Source organism: Aeromonas sp. QDB25, from assembly GCF_027707725.1.
In the GTDB taxonomy this organism is placed as follows: Bacteria; Pseudomonadota; Gammaproteobacteria; order Enterobacterales; family Aeromonadaceae; genus Aeromonas; species Aeromonas caviae.
The window spans coordinates 1-15,942 of the sequence record NZ_JAPCIZ010000012.1; the positions used below are offsets into that span (position 1 = coordinate 1).

The window sequence follows — 15,942 nt, forward strand, 5'->3', positions numbered from 1 at the left end:
CTCATGGTGTTCCGCTTTGTTTCTTTGGCGAGAAGAAGCGTACCAGAACCGGCAGTTGGCCTCTTCTCTCCTATGCACCATGGGTGTTGCAGTTATTATCTGAATTCGCGTCTCGGTATCCACCGGCTGGAGCTGGGAGTGATGGCCCACAACGAGGTGGCCCACGCCTTGTATCGCAAGTGCGGGTTCGTGGAGGAAGGGGTGAGACGGCAGGCCTATCGGCTGGACGAGGGCTATGTGGACGAGATTTCCATGGGGCTGTTGCTGCCGCTGGACAGGCCATGACGCCGCTGGCCCCGAGATGCTGGTCTGGGGAGTTGGATTGGGGCAGGCTTGTGGGGAAACTATCGAGACAAGGAGGCGCCCATGAAGGGGATATTGCTGCGTTGGCTGGCTCGCTACGATGCCTGGTGCCAGGAGTGGGGACTCACACCGGAGAACCGGCGCTGCTGCGCGCCGGTACGCCATGATGAAGAGGAGAAGCGCCCGGAGAAGGGCGACGACCTCACTGGAACTGGCGGGTCACGGCGCCAGTGACGCTGTTGTAGTCGAACGATAGCCCGTCGGGGTATGCCGGGAAGCGGCCCACGGAGCTGCGCAGGGTATAGCGGCAGTTGTCGTGACGAAGGGCGCCGTCAGCCTGAGCGTCTGCCGGGATGAGCCGGGAGATGTAGTCACTGTCTGAATCCTGGTGCAACTCATCGGCCACCGTCAGATCGGTATCGAGCAGGGCGCCAAACAGGCTCTCGCAGTCGTCCCGGCTGCTGACGGAAATCTGATCGCTGTCGCCACCGGGGAAAACGGTATCGGGCCCCTGACCTCCCTGGTCCTCCTTGGTGCCCACCGGCCAGCCATGGCTGTTGATGTCGAGATCCTGCCTGCCCATGCCGCTAAAGTTGTAGAGTGCCAGGGGCTCCCCCTTAACCTTGACCGCCCAGCCGGCGTGGGCGAGCCGGGCGGCACTGGCAAAGCTGCCCGCCGTGGCCGAGACGCTGCTCTTGAGCCCGTCGTCCTGGATGTTGATGAAGCGGGGCAGAGCGGTCACGGCCAGGATCCCCAGCACGATGATGACCAGCACCAGTTCTATCAGGGTAAAGCCTCGGGAAACGTGTGTTGGCATGGAATGAACCCATTGAGTACGACAGACAGGTAAGCGCGACATGGAATTGATAGACACCCACTGCCACCTCGATTTTCCGGTCTTTGACGCCGATAGGGAGGCGCTGCTGACCCGGTGGCGCCAGCTGGGGGTGGGCGAGTATATCATCCCCGCCGTGGGAGAGGAAAACTGGGGGCGGGTGATGGCGCTGGCCGGGTGCCACGACGACATCCGCTATGGCCTGGGGATCCATCCCTGGTATGTGGGCAAGCAGCCCCGGGATGCACTGACCCGGCTGGAGACCCTGCTGGCGAGTCGGCCCCGTGGGCTGGTGGCCGTGGGGGAGTGCGGGCTGGATCTGCGCTCCCATGTGTCGCAGGAGGGGCAGGTCGAGATGTTCGAGGCGCAGGTGCGGCTGGCCATGGCGCATGCGCTGCCCCTCATCGTCCACTCGGTGCGTGCCAACGACACGGTCGCCAAGATCCTGCGGCGCTTCACACCGCCACAAGGGGGGGTCATTCACGCCTTCAGCGGTTCCCTGCATCAGGCGGAGGTGTTCTGGCAACTGGGTTTCAGGCTGGGGATCGGGGGGGTCATCAGCTATGAGCGCGCCAACAAGACCCGGGAGGCGATACGCCAGATGCCGCTGGAGGCCTTGCTGCTGGAAACCGACGCTCCCGACATGCCGCTGCAAGGCCAGCAGGGGGAGGTGAACACGCCGGCCAGCCTGCCGACCATAGCCCGCTTGTTGGCACAATTGCGGCAGCAACCGCTGGAGGATGTTATTTCGGTGTTACATGACTCCACCCGGCGGCTGTTCCCCCCAGGAAATCATGAAATTAACATTTGATTATCAAATGATGACCGAGTGATAAAAAACAGGGCCCATAAAAATCGTTTGCGGTCTAATTAAACGATGTTCAGGCCGTTTGTGGCTTATAAAATGTGACCAGTATTCTATTTTGTCGCACCGTAATTAGTATAATGCGCACCCTTGATTAGCGGCTTCAATACACAAATCGTTAACAAGCTGGCAGGTGCTACTAAAGAGGAAGTGTTAATAATGAATCTGATAATGGGTCTGGTAGGGATGGCGACGCTCATCCTGATTGCGGTGCTGTTCTCCAGCAACCGCAAGGCAATCAAAATTCGTACCGTAGGTGGCGCCTTTGCCATCCAGGCCGGTCTGGGGGCCTTCGTGCTCTACGTACCGGTCGGTCGTGACATCCTGGTGGGCGTGTCCGACGCCGTCTCCAGCGTCATCGGTTATGGCCAGAACGGCATCGAATTCCTGTTCGGTGGTCTGGTTGGCAACAAGATGTTCGAAGTGTTCGGTGGCGGTGGCTTCGTCTTCGCCTTCCGCGTCCTGCCCGTCATCATCTTCTTCTCTTCCCTGATCGCGGTACTCTACTACCTCGGCATCATGCAGTGGGTGATCAAGCTGCTGGGCGGCGGTCTGCAGAAGGTGCTGGGCACCTCCCGTACCGAATCCCTCTCCGCCACTGCCAACATCTTCGTCGGTCAGACCGAAGCCCCGCTGGTGGTACGTCCCTTCATCTCCAAGATGACTGACTCCGAGCTGTTCGCCGTCATGTGTGGTGGTCTGGCTTCCGTTGCCGGCTCCGTGCTGGCCGGTTACGCCTCCATGGGCGTCAAGATGGAATACCTGATCGCCGCCTCCTTCATGGCTGCCCCGGGTGGTCTGCTGTTCGCCAAGTTGCTGGTACCGGAAACCGAGACCCCGAGCTACGACGAGAACACCGCAGAAGGTGAGCTGGACGACAAGCCGGCCAACGTGATCGACGCTGCTGCCGCCGGTGCCTCCGCCGGTCTGCAACTGGCCCTGAACGTGGGTGCCATGCTGCTGGCCTTCATCGGCCTCATCGCCATGATCAACGGCATCTTCTCCGGTGTGGGCGGCTGGTTCGGTTACCCGCAACTCTCCCTGGAGCTGCTGCTGGGCTGGCTGTTCTCCCCGCTGGCCTTCCTGATCGGCGTGCCCTGGAGCGAAGCGGTCGTGGCCGGTTCCTTCATCGGTCAGAAGCTGGTGGTCAACGAGTTCGTGGCTTACCTGAACTTTGCCCCCTACCTGAAGGATGAATTGCTGATCAACGGTGTGGCCATGTCCGAGCACACCAAGGCGATCATCTCCTTCGCCCTGTGCGGCTTCGCCAACCTGTCCTCCGTCGCCATCCTGCTGGGTGGTCTGGGCTCCATGGCACCGAACCGTCGCGGCACCATCGCCAAGTTCGGTCTGAAGGCCGTGCTGGCAGGTTCCCTGTCCAACCTGATGTCTGCGACCATCGCAGGCTTCTTCCTGGCGCTGTCCGGCATGTAACATCGCCTGACTGACAGGATAAAGACGAACGCCACAGCGATTTGCTGTGGCGTTCTCGTTTGGGGTGGTGACAACCGTTTTCCTGTCAAGACTAATAATAAAGTGAGTCAAATCGGAGGTTCTATGAATGAAGTGCTACTGGCTATGGCGGCCGGCTTTATCGTTGGGGTGTTGTTTTCTTTCCTCAAGTTGCCGATACCGGCGCCGCCCGTCCTCTCCGGCGTCATGGGGATCGTGGGGGTCTATCTGGGGGGCATTGCCTACTCCTGGATCCTGACCCGCTTCTTCTCTTAAGCGCCTTCCAGCGCTGGATTTGCCGGGTGTGAGGTACCTCTGAAATTGGCAAATCCGGCTTGCAAACACGGGGTATCTCGGCTGAAATAGGCGATGCCAGCAGGGTGCTGGCATTGACTAATGCCCGGTGAATCCGGGTGTTGGCGGTCAAATGGAATTGATTGGGAAGTCGGGTCTGCGTAGTCGGCCTTTCTCAAGTCTTCATGGAACCAAGTCCGCACTTTTGTAAGAAAGTGACAGGGCTCTTGCCTTATTTGCAGCCGTATTGCCTGTGCATTTGCGCTGCAATTCCATATCCCGTTGCTCCGGGAACGTCTCTGCCGACCCTTGGTGTTCGGTGAAGCCGCTCGCGGGTGATGGGGCTTAACAAGACTTTGGAGACATAGCATGACTGATCTGAAAGTGGCCGCCCAACGCGCCCTGAACCTGATGGACCTGACCACCCTGAACGATGACGACACCGATCAGAAGGTGATCGACCTGTGCCACAAGGCCAAGTCTCCGGCCGGCCTGACCGCCGCCGTCTGCATCTACCCCCGTTTCATCCCCATCGCGCGCAAGACCCTGCGTGACATCGGCGCCGCCGACGTGCGCATCGCGACCGTGACCAACTTCCCCCACGGCAACGACGACATCGAGATCGCCGTGGCCGAGACCCGCGCCGCCGTGGCCTACGGTGCCGACGAGGTGGACGTGGTCTTCCCGTACCGCGCCTTCATGGCCGGCAATGAACAGGTCGGCTTCGATCTGGTCAAAGCATGTAAGGAAGCCTGCGGCGCCAAGGTACTGCTGAAAGTGATCATCGAGACCGGCGAGTTGAAGGAAGAGGCGCTGATCCGTCGCGCCTCCGAGATCTCCATCGACGCCGGTGCCGATTTCATCAAGACCTCCACCGGCAAGGTGCCGGTGAACGCGACCCCGGAAGCTGCCCGCATCATGATGGAAGTGATCAAGGCCAAGAACCCGAAAGTGGGCTTCAAGCCGGCCGGTGGCGTGAAAGACGCCGCCGTGGCGGGTCAGTACCTGGCCATGGCCGAAGAGATCCTGGGCAAGGACTGGGTATCCGCCCGCACCTTCCGCTTCGGCGCCTCCAGCCTGCTGGCCAGCCTGCTGGCGACCCTGGGGCATGGCGACAAGCCTGCCAATACCAGCGGTTACTAAGCGGTGGCAGGGGGCGGTGCGCCGCCCCCTTTCGGATCTGGTTCGGTCTGTGTTCGTGTGTGATGCACGGAGGGAATGAAAGATGTTTTTGCCTCAAGAAATTATTCGCAAGAAGCGCAACGGTGAAGCGCTCAGTACCCAAGAGATTCAATTCTTCGTCCAGGGCATAACCAACAACACCATCGGCGAGGGGCAGATCGCGGCCCTGGCCATGGCGGTCTACTTCAAGGACATGACCATGGATGAGCGGGTTGCCCTGACCTGCGCCATGCGCGACTCCGGCATGGTATTGACCTGGGACCACCTCAATCTGGGCGGCCCCATCGTCGACAAGCACTCCACCGGCGGTGTGGGTGACGTCGTCTCCCTGATGCTGGGCCCCATGGTCGCTGCGTGCGGCGGTTTCGTGCCCATGATCTCCGGCCGTGGTCTCGGCCACACCGGCGGTACCCTCGACAAGCTGGATGCCATCCCCGGCTACCAGACCTCGGTCGACAACGACCGCTTCCTGAAAGTGGTGAAAGAGGCGGGGGTTGCCATCATCGGCCAGACCGGCGATCTCGCCCCGGCCGACAAGCGTATCTACGCGGTACGGGATATCACCGCCACCGTCGAGTCCATTGCCATGATCACCGGCTCCATCCTCTCCAAGAAGCTTGCCTCCGGGCTGGAAGCGCTGGTGATGGATGTGAAGGTGGGCTCCGGCGCCTTCATGCCGACCTTTGAAGCCTCTGAAGAGCTGGCCAGGAGCATCGTCGCCGTAGCCAACGGGGCCGGCTGCCGCACCTCTGCACTCCTGACCGACATGAACCAGGTGCTGGCCTCCAGCGCCGGCAACGCCGTGGAAGTGCGCGAAGCTGTGCGCTACCTGACCGGTGAGTATCGCAACCCGCGCATCCACGAAGTGACCATGGCCCTGTGCGCCGAGATGCTGATCTCCGCCGGTCTTGCCAGCGATGACGGCGATGCCCGCACCAAGCTGCAAGCGGTGCTGGACAATGGCAAGGCAGCCGAGATCTTCGGGCGCATGGTGACCGGCCTCGGTGGTCCCGCCGACTTCATGGAGCGCTACGACGCCTACCTGCCCAAAGCCGCCATCGTGCGCCCCGTCTACGCGGCCCACAGCGGATTCGTCACCGCCATGGACACCCGTGAACTGGGCCTGGCCGTGGTCGCCATGGGCGGTGGTCGCCGCGCCGCCGCCGACAAACTCGATTATGCGGTCGGTCTGACCGACTTTATCCGCCTGGGTCAGAGCGTCGAGGCTGACAAGCCGCTCGCCCTGATCCACGCTCAGACAGAAGCTCAATTTGCCGAGGCTGCCCGCATGGTGCAGGCTGCCGTGAAGATCGGCGACACCCGACCAGAGGCGCTGCCCGAGGTTTACCGTCGCATCGGTCTGGCTGATTTGTAACAAGGGGAAGTCCCATGAAACGTACCTTTATTCTGATGATGGACTCTTTCGGTATTGGTGCTGCCGCCGATGCCGACAAGTTCGGCGACGTGGGTGCCAATACCCTTGGCCATATCGCCAAGGCGTGCGCCGCCGGTGAGATCGAGGGCCGTGGCGCTCTCAACCTGCCAAACCTCAGCAAGCTGGGTCTGGGCCACGCGGGCGAACTCGCCAGCGGCACCTTCCCGGCCGGACTGAACAAGGATGTCGAGGTGATCGGTGCCTACGGCTTTGCCCAGGAGCTCTCCTCCGGCAAGGACACCCCGTCCGGTCACTGGGAGATTGCCGGCGTGCCCGTCTTGTTCGAGTGGGGTTACTTCCATGACCACCACAACAGCTTCCCGCAGGAGCTGCTGGATGCCATCGTCGAGAAAGCCGGTCTGCCCGGGTATCTGGGCAACTGCCACGCCTCCGGTACCCAGGTGCTGGACGATCTGGGCGAAGAGCACATGCGCACCGGCAAGCCGATCCTCTACACCTCTGCCGACTCCGTGTTCCAGATCGCCTGCCACGAAGAGACCTATGGCCTCGAGAAGCTCTATGAGCTGTGCCACATCGTGCGCGAGCTGCTGGAGCCCTACAACATCGGCCGCGTCATCGCGCGTCCGTTCGTGGGCAGCGGCAAGGGCAACTTCAAGCGCACCGGCAACCGCCACGACTACTCCGTGCTGCCGCCGGCGCCGACCGTGCTGGACTACATGAAGGAAGCGGGTGGCCAGGTGGTCTCCATCGGCAAGATCGCCGACATCTATGCCCAGCAGGGCATCACCAAGCAGGTGAAGGGGACCGGTCTGACCGAGCTGTGGGACAGGACTCTGGAAGAGGTGAAAGCGGCCGGTGACCAGACCATCGTCTTCACCAACTTCGTGGACTTTGACTCCTCCTACGGTCACCGCCGTGATGTCAAGGGCTACGCCGATGCGCTGGAGTACTTTGACTCCCGCCTGCCGGAGCTGTTCGACCTGCTGCAGGATGGCGACGTGGTGGTGCTGACCGCCGACCACGGCTGTGACCCGACCTGGAGTGGTACCGACCACACCCGCGAATACATTCCGGTACTGTTCTACGGCAAGCCGGTCAAGGCGGGCTCCGTCGGTCGTCGCGAGACCTTCGCCGACATCGGCCAGAGCATCGCGGCCTACCACGGCCTGCCCAAGCTGCAATACGGTACCAGCTTCCTGTGATGGTGACCCCGGGCCGGTTCGCCTGCCCGGGGTGCCACAGGGCCCCGGTTTCCTGTAATGTACCGCCGCCGCGCAGGCAGCGGACAATCCATAAAGACAATAAAACTCAACCTAGTGTGAAGGAATAAAGAGAATGGCAACTCCTCATATCAATGCGAAAGATGGCGCCTTTGCTGATACCGTGCTGATGCCGGGCGATCCCCTGCGTGCCAAGTACATCGCCGAAACCTTCCTGGAGAACGTCGAGCAGGTGTGCGACGTGCGCAACATGTTCGGTTTCACCGGCACCTACAAGGGTCGTCGCATCTCCGTCATGGGCCACGGCATGGGCATCCCGTCCTGCTCCATCTACGCAAAAGAGCTGATCACCGACTACGGCGTGAAGACCCTGATCCGCGTGGGCTCCTGCGGTGCCGTGCGTGAAGACGTGAAACTGCGTGACGTGGTGATCGGCATGGGTGCCTGCACCGACTCCAAAGTGAACCGTCTGCGCTTCAAGGACCACGACTTTGCCGCCATCGCCGACTTCGACCTGGTGGCCAATGCCGTTCAGGCCGCCAAGAACAAGGGCGTGGCCGTGCGCGTGGGCAACATCTTCTCCGCCGATCTGTTCTACACCCCGGACCCCTCCATGTTCGACGTCATGGAAAAATACGGCATCCTGGGTGTCGAGATGGAAGCCGCCGGTATCTATGGCGTGGCCGCCGAGTACGGTGCCAAGGCGCTGACCATCTGCACCGTCTCCGACCATATCCGTACTGGTGAGCAGACCACCTCCGAAGAGCGTCAGTTGACCTTCAACGACATGATCGAAATCGCGCTGGACTCCGTCCTGCTGGGTGACAACTGATCCCCCTCGCGCATAAAAAAACGGCGGCCCTCGGGCCGCCGTTTTGCATTTTTGCGAAGCACGGTCAGAGATCGAGGGCGAAGCGCCCCTTGCCCGCCTGTTTGGCCTGGTACATGGCGGCATCGGCCCGGTGCAGCAGATCATCGATGTGACAATACTGGCCCGAATGACAGAGGGCACCCCCTATGCTGCCGGCAAGGGGCAGCCGGTGACCGGCCACGTCCCCGGGAACCGCCATGGCCGCCAGCAGTCGCTCGCACAGGGCAGGCAGCTCCTGCGCGGGTTGGCGCAGGGCAGGCAGTATGATGGTGAACTCGTCGCCGGCCAGGCGCGCCACCATGTCCCCCGGGCGCACCTCGGCACTCAGCACCTGGGCGAAGCGTTGCAACAGGGCATCGCCGACGTGGTGTCCCAGCCTGTCGTTGATCCCCTTGAAGCCGTCGAGATCGAGGAACAGCAGGCCCAGGGGTTCGGCATTCTGGCGCACCCGCTCCAGCTCCCGGGAGAGGCGCAGGGTGAAGGCGCGCCGGTTGGGCAGGCCGGTGAGGGGGTCGTGAGCCGCCTCGTGTTCCAGCTGGCTTTGCAGCGCCTTGAACTCGGTGATGTCGCTGCCGAGGATGTAGACCCCGGGTTCGTCGCCCCGGCTCGGGATCATGGTGATCCTGAGGTCGCGTCGGCCTATGGGGAGATCGAAACGGTGCTCGAAACTCACCTGCTCACCGGCGAGGGCCTTTGCCACATAGGCCATGGCCCTGCCGTGGGCCTCCTCGCCGATGACGTCCCGCACGCTCATTTCCCGCATCTGTTCGGTATCGAGCCCGAAGTAGCGGCAATAGGCCTGGTTGGCGAACAGGTAACGCCCCTCGGGCGACACCATGCTGATGGTGACCGGCAGGCCATCGGTGATGGCCCGCAGTCGGGCACGGCCACGCTCGATCTCCGCGAGCACCTGGCGGCGGGCCGTGATGTCGTGCAAAAACAGGGCGATGCGCACCTTGCCGTCGAACTGGTAACGCTCGGCAATCACCTCGACCGGGATGTGCCGGCCTGTGCGGGTGATGATGTCGCACTCCAGCCGCCGTGGCGGACTCTGCGGGTTGCCTGACAGGCTCAGCAGGGGATGCTCGGCGCCGAGCAGCCCGAAGAGGGGACGGCCCAGCATCTCGTCGGCGTGCCAGCCGAGCAGGGTGGTGGAGGCCGGGTTCCAGCCTGTGATGATGAAATCGGCATCGAGCTCGAGGAAGGCATTGCTGGTGTGCTCCAGCATGTGCTGCAAGCGGCGCTGCTCCTGCCACAGCTGCTGCTGCATGGCGCCGCGCTCGCGCATCTCCTGATGCAGCTGTTCCACCGTGCGGGAAAGCTCCCGGGTCCGTGACTGCACCTGCTGCTCGAGCCCTTGCTGCAGCCGCACGAGTTCGGCCTCGGCCTGTTTGCGCTCGGTGAGGTCGGCAAACACGGCGATCATGTGGGGGGCCATGGTGCGGCTCTGGCAGAGGGTCACGCTGAGCTGGACCCAGCACTGGGTGCCATCGGCCCGGATCATCCGCTTCTCCAGCCGGTAATCCTGCCGTTGCCCCGCGATCAGGGCATCGAACAGGGGCTGCTCCCGTTGCAGATCTTCGGGATGGGTCATGGCGAGCCAGGTCCGGCTCAGCATCTCGTGCTCGCTGTAACCGAGCAGCCGCTCCAGCCCCGGGTTGGCTCTCAGCCATTTCCCCTCGAGGGAGGAGAGGGCCATGCCCACCGACGACTGGTTGAAGGTGAGGGTGAAGAGATGCTCCTTGTCTTCCAGCACCTGGTTGAGGGTGCGCACCTGGTGGCGTCGCTCCAGATCGTGCAGGGTGTTCTCCACCAGGCGGCCGAAGTCGTCGAGATCCCGGCAGGCATCTTCGTCGAGATGACGCGGCACATGGTCCACCAGGCAGAGGGTGCCGAGCACCACGCCATCGAGGGCGCGCAGGGGTCGGCCGGCGTAGAAGACCACGCCGGGATCATCGGTCACCAGCGGATTGTCGGCAAAGCGGAGATCCCGTCTGGCATCCGGCACCTGCATGATGTCGGGGCGCAAAATGGCATGACCGCAGAAGGAGTGTTCCCGGTTGATCTCGCACATATCGACCCCGGTGCGGGCGAGAAACCACTGCCTGTTCACGTCGGTCAGGGAGACCATGGCGATGGGGAGTGCGAAATGCCGGGTGATGAGCCGGGTGAGGCGATCAAGCTGATCGATGGGCTCGTGGTCGAGCAGGCCGAGGATGCGCAGTCGTTCCAGTCGACTGTGTTCATCCCGAGGCAAGGGGGGCAATCATGTGGCTCTCCTGCCAGTGATCTTGCCAGTGTTATATACAAGCCGGAGGATGGGATCCACCCCCTGCTTATTGCGGAGCGGCGGGTTTGCTCTGTTTCTTGTGCTTGCGCACCCGCATGTAGTTGCGACGGACCCCGTAGGAGATGAGCAGGCCGGCCAGCAGCATCACCAGCAGCATCAGGCGCTGTTTCTCCTGGTTGACCTTGAGATGGGTATCCTGTGCGGCCAGCAGTTTCTGCTCTTCCAGGGTGATCCTCAGATAGCCCAGGGTCAGGTTTCCGTCCTGGATCTCCTGGACGAACTGGATGCGCCCCTTGCCCTGCTCCGGCAGGGATTTGTTGTCGCTGCCGATGGGCAGCAGGCTGTCCAGCGGCAGGGCGTTGTCCGACTGGGCGAGGGGAATACCGCGGGCGTCATAGAGGGTGACATCCAGAATGTCGGGCTCGGCGGCCAGATCCTGCGCCAGTCTCTCCAGCTCGCTCTCCTTGTCCTCCTTGATCCAGCGGCGCATGTCCCGGGCGGCATAGGCGACCAGCGCCTGTGCTCTGTCCCGTGCCGCCGCGTGCAGGGCGGCCTGGCTCTCTCCCTGCATGTGGATGAGCAGCACCAGCACCCAGAGACCGAGCAGGACTCCCGCCGCCAGGCTGACAACACGTTTGATGGGAAGATGACGCACAGAACCGGGCCTCTGGTAATGGATGAGCGGGGCTGGCTGGTGCCCCGGTGCCGCGAAGCGGGAAACAGGGTGGTCTGTTTCCATGTCTGCCCGCACCGCAGGCGGGATCTTGGCGCTTGCCTGTACAAAAAGCAATACGCTACTCTGGGCCCGCATGATGAACCCCATGATTTCCAAGGAAGGCGTCTCTCTTATGTTGTTGTCCCAACTTCCCCGCTCCCTGCACGACTGGTCCGGGGCCCTGAGCTGTGCCCCCTGCTGGCAGCTCACCAACGAAGCCCTGCTGCCCGCGGCCAACGCCCATGACAGCGCCTGGATTGTCCTGTTTGGCAAGGGGCTGGAGGCCGGTCATCTGGCCCGCCTGGCCCAGCAGCTGGATGCCCAGGGGCTCGAGGCCAGCCTCTATCCCGCAGGGGAGCAGGCCGGTATTCCACTGCTGCTGCTTGGCACCAACCGCTTCTCCCCCGAGCTGGTGCAGGCGCTCAAAGCCCAGAAGTGGGACATCGACCTGTGTCATCTGGCCGCCGTGCCTACCCTGAGTGAGCCCGGTCTGCTGGTGATGGACATGGATTCCACCGCGATCAGGATAGAGTGCATCGACGAAATCGCGCGGCTGGCCGGGGTCGGTGAGCAGGTGGCGGCCGTTACCGCGGCAGCCATGCAGGGCAAGCTGGAGTTTGCCGACAGTCTGCGTGCCCGGGTGGCGCTGCTAGAAGGGGCGCCGGTCACCATCCTCGACGAGGTGGCGGCCGACATGCCCTGGATGCCGGGCCTGCCACTCATGGTCGATACCCTCAAGCAGGCTGGCTGGAAGGTGGCGATCGCCTCCGGTGGCTTCACCCGCTTTGCCGGCGAGTTGCAGCGTGCTCTGGGTCTGGATGCCATTTTCGCCAACGAGCTGGCGGTGGAAGGGGGCCTGCTGACCGGCAAGGTGAGCGGCCCCATCGTCGATGCCGCCGCCAAGGCCGAGGCGCTGCAACAGCTGGCCTCGGAGTACGGTGTGGTTGCATCCCAGACGGTCGCGGTCGGCGATGGTGCCAACGATCTCAAGATGATGGGGGTGGCGGGGCTTGGTATTGCCATTCATGCCAAACCCCTGGTACGTGCCCAGGCGGCGGCGACCCTCAATCACCACGATCTGGAAGGGGTGCTCTGCCTGCTCGGCGCCTTGGCTTGTCGCGACCGGCGCTGGTGCTGATCCCGCTCAAGGAGGAGCCGATCACGAGATGGAACTGTTACAGCAATCCCTGTTTGTCCCCTGCGGTGAGCATCGACTCCATGTGCGCCATATCCAGCCCGGTGTCGCGGTGCATGCCGACCCCATCCTGATGGTGCACGGGGCCATCGAGAACGGCCGCATCTTCTACACCGAATCGGGCAAGGGGCTGGCCTGCTTTCTGGCTCGCCACGGGTATCAGGTCTATGTGGCGGATCTGCGTGGTCGGGGTCTGAGCACACCGACCATCGCCGAGCGGGCCGGCCACGGTCAGCATGAGCTGATCACCGAGGATCTGCCCGCTCTGCAGCGCTGGGTATCGGCCCGCCATGCCGGTGCCCGGGTGCACTGGATGGCCCACTCCTGGGGCGGCGTCATCATGGCCTCGACCCTGGTGCGCTTCCCCGAGCTGGCGGAGCAGGTTGCCAGCCTGGTGTTCTTCGGCACCAAGCGGGGGGTCTCGGTGCAGAACCCGGAGCGCTGGTTGAAGGTGGATCTGATCTGGAACCGGCTCGCCCCCTGGTTGGCGCGCCGCCGGGGATTTCTGGCCGCCCGCCGGTTGAAGATAGGGGCCGATGATGAGCCCCTGCGCTACCTGCAGGAGACCATTCCCTGGGTCAAGTGCGGGCCCTGGCAGGATCCCTTTGACGGTTTCACCTATGACGAGGCGGCGAGCCGGGTCAACTGGCCCCCGCTCTGGATGATTTCCGCCAAGGCGGACAAGGTACTTGGCCACCCCGTCGACGTGCGCCGCTTCAGCGACGAGATGGGCTCGGCCGCCCGCCACACCCGCCTTGGGCGGGACAACGGCAACCGGCTCGATTACGACCACATCAACATGCTGACGGCGCCCCAGGCACAGGAGGATCACTTCCCCGACATCCTCGCCTGGCTGCGCAACCCCCAGGCTGCCTGATAGACAAAAAACGGGCACTTGCGTGCCCGTTTTTTGTTGTCTCCCTGCCCTGCTGGCTAGCGGGGCCCGGATGGTATGCCAAGGCGGAACAGGGTCGCCTCGGTGGTATCGGTCAGTTCACCCACGCCCACGACACTCCAGAGATCCTCTTCCAGCTTCTTGGCCTTGTGAATGGCGAACTTGGCGATGTAGTCCAGTTCACCCGCGATGAAGCTGGTGTCCGGGCGGCCGGTGCGCGAAATACCCACCAGTACCGAATAGAACTCGCCCTGTTGCCGGGCCAGCTCGATGAAGCGGCGCTTTTGATCCGGTGAGCTGAAGCTGCTGGCCAGGTGGCTGCGAAACAGGGGGGTTCCCCCCTGGGAGTGGAGGGCGGCGATGTAGACCTCCTCCTCTTCCGGCTTGTCTTCCCGCTCGATGGCGCGCAGGGGATTGAGCAGCAGGGCCTTGAGCAGAGCCCCCTGGAACAGGGGATACAGGTTCAACTGCTGATCCTGCTCGGCACAGATGCGCAGAAGACGGGAAAGGCTGCGTGGCTGTGGCGAGAGGCCGGCCGCGGCCAGTTTCGGGGCGGCCTTGAGCTTGTTCACATAGACGGGGGTGTTGAACAGGTGGTGGGTGTAGAGGTTGCGCAGCGCCCTGGCCATGCCGCGATAGCGATTGAACTCCCGGGTGGTCTTGAGCTTGTTCTGGTTGCTTTCGATCAGCAGGCTGAAGAACTGGTGGCCGGTATGGCGCTCGGCCGTCCCCTCGATGCACAGATGCAGCACGGTTCTGCTCAGGTTGAGGCTGACCAGCCGATAGGGCAGGCGTTGCAGGTCCATGTTCCTGGCGAGCTCCTGCAAACGGGGCAGGGCCACCGTGATGATGTCTCCCTTCTCCCCGTCGAACGGCTCCTCCAGCTCGATTTGCATGCCGTGGGCCGAGATGTCTCGGGTCCAGCCGACCCAGGTTCGCTCCTTGTGATGCAAGACGATGGCCGTCTTGTGCATGTAGCGCGCCTCCTTGCGCAGTTGCACATAGTGCAGCGTCTCTATCTCGAAGGGGGCGGCATGGATGTCATGGCCAAAGCGCTGCAAGGCGTTGGCGTTGAGCGGATCCTGACCCGTCTCTCGCTGGAACTCGTCGCGCTGGTTGTCCAGGTTTATCTCCTGCAGCATGCCCACGTATCCGAGCTGGGCCAGGCGCTCGCGCAGCAGCCTGTCCTGCAACGGGCTCGCCCCGCCCTGGGGGTTGTCGAGGTCGGCCTCCCGCAGGGTGCAGGCTTCCATGCTGAACTTGTATACCCGCCAGCTGGGGCGGCGGGCGCCGATCTGGAAGAAGAGCGCGGTCAGTCCGCTCTGTTCCAGCTCCTCCCGGGTCGCGGAGAAGAAGTAGAGGTGGCTGCGTACCGCATGGGTAAAGCTGTAGATCAGCGTCTCGCGCAGCCCCTCTTTGCCTGGAAGCAACGAGGGCATGCGGGCCGCAGTGAAGAGGCTGGCGAGCATGTCGCGGTTCTTGGCGTCGCGCCAGTATTCGAGAATGTGCTGGTTGTTCTCGGTGCGCAGGGCGATCTCGAGGGCGGGGATGCTGCCCTTGCCGAAATAGAGGGGCATGCCGGTCATGCGCGGCAGATAGAACTGCTCATACCCCTTGATGACGGCGGCGGAGAGCAGGTAGTCGACGCTGACGCGATAGCGGCTGCGGTTGCGCTCGATGAAGTCGCGCAGGAACTCGTCGAACACCGGATGCTCGCCGTTCTTGAGCAGCCTGAGCCAGAATTTGTCCTCTTTTCTCTCCTCCCCCAGGATCTGGTAGCTGACCGGGTCACGCAGCAGGGGATGGGGATGATCGCGTTCCAGTCCGGTGAAGAAGACGGCTATCAGGTCGCCTGTCTGGTAGTCGGGCAGATAGGGCACGGATACCCGGATGCCGCCGAGGGAGATGTCGGAGCTCTTGGCGAGGATCTTCTCGCCGTTGGCGAGCTGGAGCACCATGGGAGAGCTGAAGTGCATGCGCTCTTCCTGTCGCCCGTAATGGCTGGCGAAGGGGATGGCGCTGACATCGAACGGACGAAACGGGCTGATGGGCAGTGCCAGATTGTCGCTGCGCCCCTGGTTGAGTTTGTACCAGGCTTGCAGCGCCTCGTAGACCCCCAGGGTGTAGCTGTCCCGGTAGAGGTAGCACTGGGATTGAAACAGCTCGATGGCCTCGGCGGGCATGAAGTGGGTCACCCCGTCGAACTCATGCACCTGACAGAGGGCGCCCAGCTCGTTGCGCATGTCGATGACGCGCCGGCAGGGGGTGCACTTGCGTTTGAGTTCCATCTTCAGCAGGAACCGGCTGTTGGTATTTTCGTTCTGGGTCAGACGGTTGAAGATTTCGTCGAAGTCCTTTTCCCGGAGCAGGGGGACAAGTTGTTCTATCAGATGTAGTGGTTGTTCTGAATCCATGTATTCCTGCCGCGG

Annotated in this window: 14 protein-coding genes and 1 pseudogene; 11 read left to right on the top strand and 4 right to left on the bottom strand. The window is 62.8% G+C overall.

Annotated elements, in window-relative coordinates; genetic code table 11:
- Window positions 1-111: 111 nt before the first annotated feature.
- A pseudogene (locus PG883_RS06090) lies at window positions 112-285 on the top strand (GNAT family N-acetyltransferase); the annotation flags it as partial.
- A gap of 81 nt (window positions 286-366) precedes the next feature.
- A complete protein-coding gene (locus PG883_RS06095; protein ID WP_164882685.1) occupies window positions 367-537 on the top strand; it encodes a DUF5363 family protein in 171 nt (56 codons plus the stop codon).
- Here PG883_RS06095 and tppF read toward each other — a convergent pair.
- Window positions 506-1,120 carry a type IVa pilus pseudopilin TppF gene (gene tppF, locus PG883_RS06100; protein ID WP_029313748.1) on the bottom strand — a complete coding sequence of 205 codons (615 nt, stop codon included), beginning with the start codon at window positions 1,118-1,120 and terminating at the stop codon, window positions 506-508. The genes PG883_RS06095 and tppF overlap by 32 nt on opposite strands.
- 40 nt (window positions 1,121-1,160) lie before the next feature.
- On the opposite strand from tppF, the gene PG883_RS06105 reads away from it, so the two are divergent.
- From PG883_RS06105 to deoD, 7 genes are all read left to right on the top strand, one after another.
- Window positions 1,161-1,949 carry a TatD family hydrolase gene (locus PG883_RS06105; RefSeq protein WP_103857993.1) on the top strand — a complete coding sequence of 263 codons (789 nt, stop codon included), beginning with the start codon at window positions 1,161-1,163 and terminating at the stop codon, window positions 1,947-1,949.
- A 213-nt stretch (window positions 1,950-2,162) separates the two neighbouring features.
- Window positions 2,163-3,437 carry a NupC/NupG family nucleoside CNT transporter gene (locus PG883_RS06110; RefSeq protein ID WP_270807036.1) on the top strand — a complete coding sequence of 425 codons (1,275 nt, stop codon included), beginning with the start codon at window positions 2,163-2,165 and terminating at the stop codon, window positions 3,435-3,437.
- A 123-nt stretch (window positions 3,438-3,560) separates the two neighbouring features.
- Window positions 3,561-3,731 (top strand): XapX domain-containing protein, encoded by a 171-nt coding sequence (locus PG883_RS06115; protein WP_010673027.1) that lies wholly within the window; start codon window positions 3,561-3,563, stop codon window positions 3,729-3,731.
- Window positions 3,732-4,118: 387 nt separating this feature from the next.
- Complete coding sequence (deoC, locus tag PG883_RS06120; protein ID WP_039039946.1) at window positions 4,119-4,892, top strand: deoxyribose-phosphate aldolase; 774 nt, start codon at window positions 4,119-4,121, stop codon at window positions 4,890-4,892.
- A gap of 82 nt (window positions 4,893-4,974) precedes the next feature.
- Complete coding sequence (gene deoA / locus PG883_RS06125) at window positions 4,975-6,306, top strand: thymidine phosphorylase (RefSeq protein ID WP_103857992.1); 1,332 nt, start codon at window positions 4,975-4,977, stop codon at window positions 6,304-6,306.
- Between the two features lie 14 nt (window positions 6,307-6,320).
- Window positions 6,321-7,529, top strand: coding sequence for a phosphopentomutase (locus tag PG883_RS06130; protein WP_039039948.1), 1,209 nt, complete (start codon window positions 6,321-6,323; stop codon window positions 7,527-7,529).
- A gap of 133 nt (window positions 7,530-7,662) precedes the next feature.
- Entirely contained in the window at window positions 7,663-8,379 is a 717-nt protein-coding gene (gene deoD / locus PG883_RS06135; protein WP_005341325.1) for a purine-nucleoside phosphorylase, read from the top strand.
- Window positions 8,380-8,443: 64 nt separating this feature from the next.
- On the opposite strand, the gene PG883_RS06140 is transcribed toward deoD, so the two are convergent.
- Both PG883_RS06140 and PG883_RS06145 read right to left on the bottom strand, forming a co-directional pair.
- On the bottom strand, window positions 8,444-10,684 hold the full coding sequence (locus tag PG883_RS06140) for a sensor domain-containing diguanylate cyclase (RefSeq protein WP_270807037.1): 2,241 nt from the start codon (window positions 10,682-10,684) through the stop codon (window positions 8,444-8,446).
- A gap of 70 nt (window positions 10,685-10,754) precedes the next feature.
- Window positions 10,755-11,363 carry an AhpA/YtjB family protein gene (locus PG883_RS06145; RefSeq protein ID WP_010673032.1) on the bottom strand — a complete coding sequence of 203 codons (609 nt, stop codon included), beginning with the start codon at window positions 11,361-11,363 and terminating at the stop codon, window positions 10,755-10,757.
- A gap of 193 nt (window positions 11,364-11,556) precedes the next feature.
- Here PG883_RS06145 and serB point away from each other — a divergent pair, with 193 nt between their 5' ends.
- Together serB and PG883_RS06155 are read left to right on the top strand one after the other, a co-directional pair.
- Complete coding sequence (gene serB / locus PG883_RS06150) at window positions 11,557-12,561, top strand: phosphoserine phosphatase SerB (RefSeq protein WP_270807038.1); 1,005 nt, start codon at window positions 11,557-11,559, stop codon at window positions 12,559-12,561.
- Between the two features lie 28 nt (window positions 12,562-12,589).
- Complete coding sequence (locus tag PG883_RS06155) at window positions 12,590-13,495, top strand: alpha/beta fold hydrolase (protein ID WP_103857989.1); 906 nt, start codon at window positions 12,590-12,592, stop codon at window positions 13,493-13,495.
- A 56-nt stretch (window positions 13,496-13,551) separates the two neighbouring features.
- Here PG883_RS06155 and PG883_RS06160 read toward each other — a convergent pair whose 3' ends face one another.
- Window positions 13,552-15,927, bottom strand: a complete 2,376-nt coding sequence (locus tag PG883_RS06160; RefSeq protein WP_270807039.1) for a PilZ domain-containing protein — start codon at window positions 15,925-15,927, stop codon at window positions 13,552-13,554.
- Window positions 15,928-15,942: the final 15 nt, after the last annotated feature.

Bases quoted from the DNA above. Each gene is read 5' to 3' on its own strand.
- PG883_RS06095 (WP_164882685.1), top strand. From the start codon at position 367: ATGAAGGGGATATTGCTGCGTTGGCTGGCTCGCTACGATGCCTGGTGC.
- tppF (WP_029313748.1), bottom strand. From the start codon at position 1,120: ATGCCAACACACGTTTCCCGAGGCTTTACCCTGATAGAACTGGTGCTG.
- PG883_RS06105 (WP_103857993.1), top strand. From the start codon at position 1,161: ATGGAATTGATAGACACCCACTGCCACCTCGATTTTCCGGTCTTTGAC.
- PG883_RS06110 (WP_270807036.1), top strand. From the start codon at position 2,163: ATGAATCTGATAATGGGTCTGGTAGGGATGGCGACGCTCATCCTGATT.
- PG883_RS06115 (WP_010673027.1), top strand. From the start codon at position 3,561: ATGAATGAAGTGCTACTGGCTATGGCGGCCGGCTTTATCGTTGGGGTG.
- deoC (WP_039039946.1), top strand. From the start codon at position 4,119: ATGACTGATCTGAAAGTGGCCGCCCAACGCGCCCTGAACCTGATGGAC.
- deoA (WP_103857992.1), top strand. From the start codon at position 4,975: ATGTTTTTGCCTCAAGAAATTATTCGCAAGAAGCGCAACGGTGAAGCG.
- PG883_RS06130 (WP_039039948.1), top strand. From the start codon at position 6,321: ATGAAACGTACCTTTATTCTGATGATGGACTCTTTCGGTATTGGTGCT.
- deoD (WP_005341325.1), top strand. From the start codon at position 7,663: ATGGCAACTCCTCATATCAATGCGAAAGATGGCGCCTTTGCTGATACC.
- serB (WP_270807038.1), top strand. From the start codon at position 11,557: ATGTTGTTGTCCCAACTTCCCCGCTCCCTGCACGACTGGTCCGGGGCC.
- PG883_RS06155 (WP_103857989.1), top strand. From the start codon at position 12,590: ATGGAACTGTTACAGCAATCCCTGTTTGTCCCCTGCGGTGAGCATCGA.
- PG883_RS06160 (WP_270807039.1), bottom strand. From the start codon at position 15,927: ATGGATTCAGAACAACCACTACATCTGATAGAACAACTTGTCCCCCTG.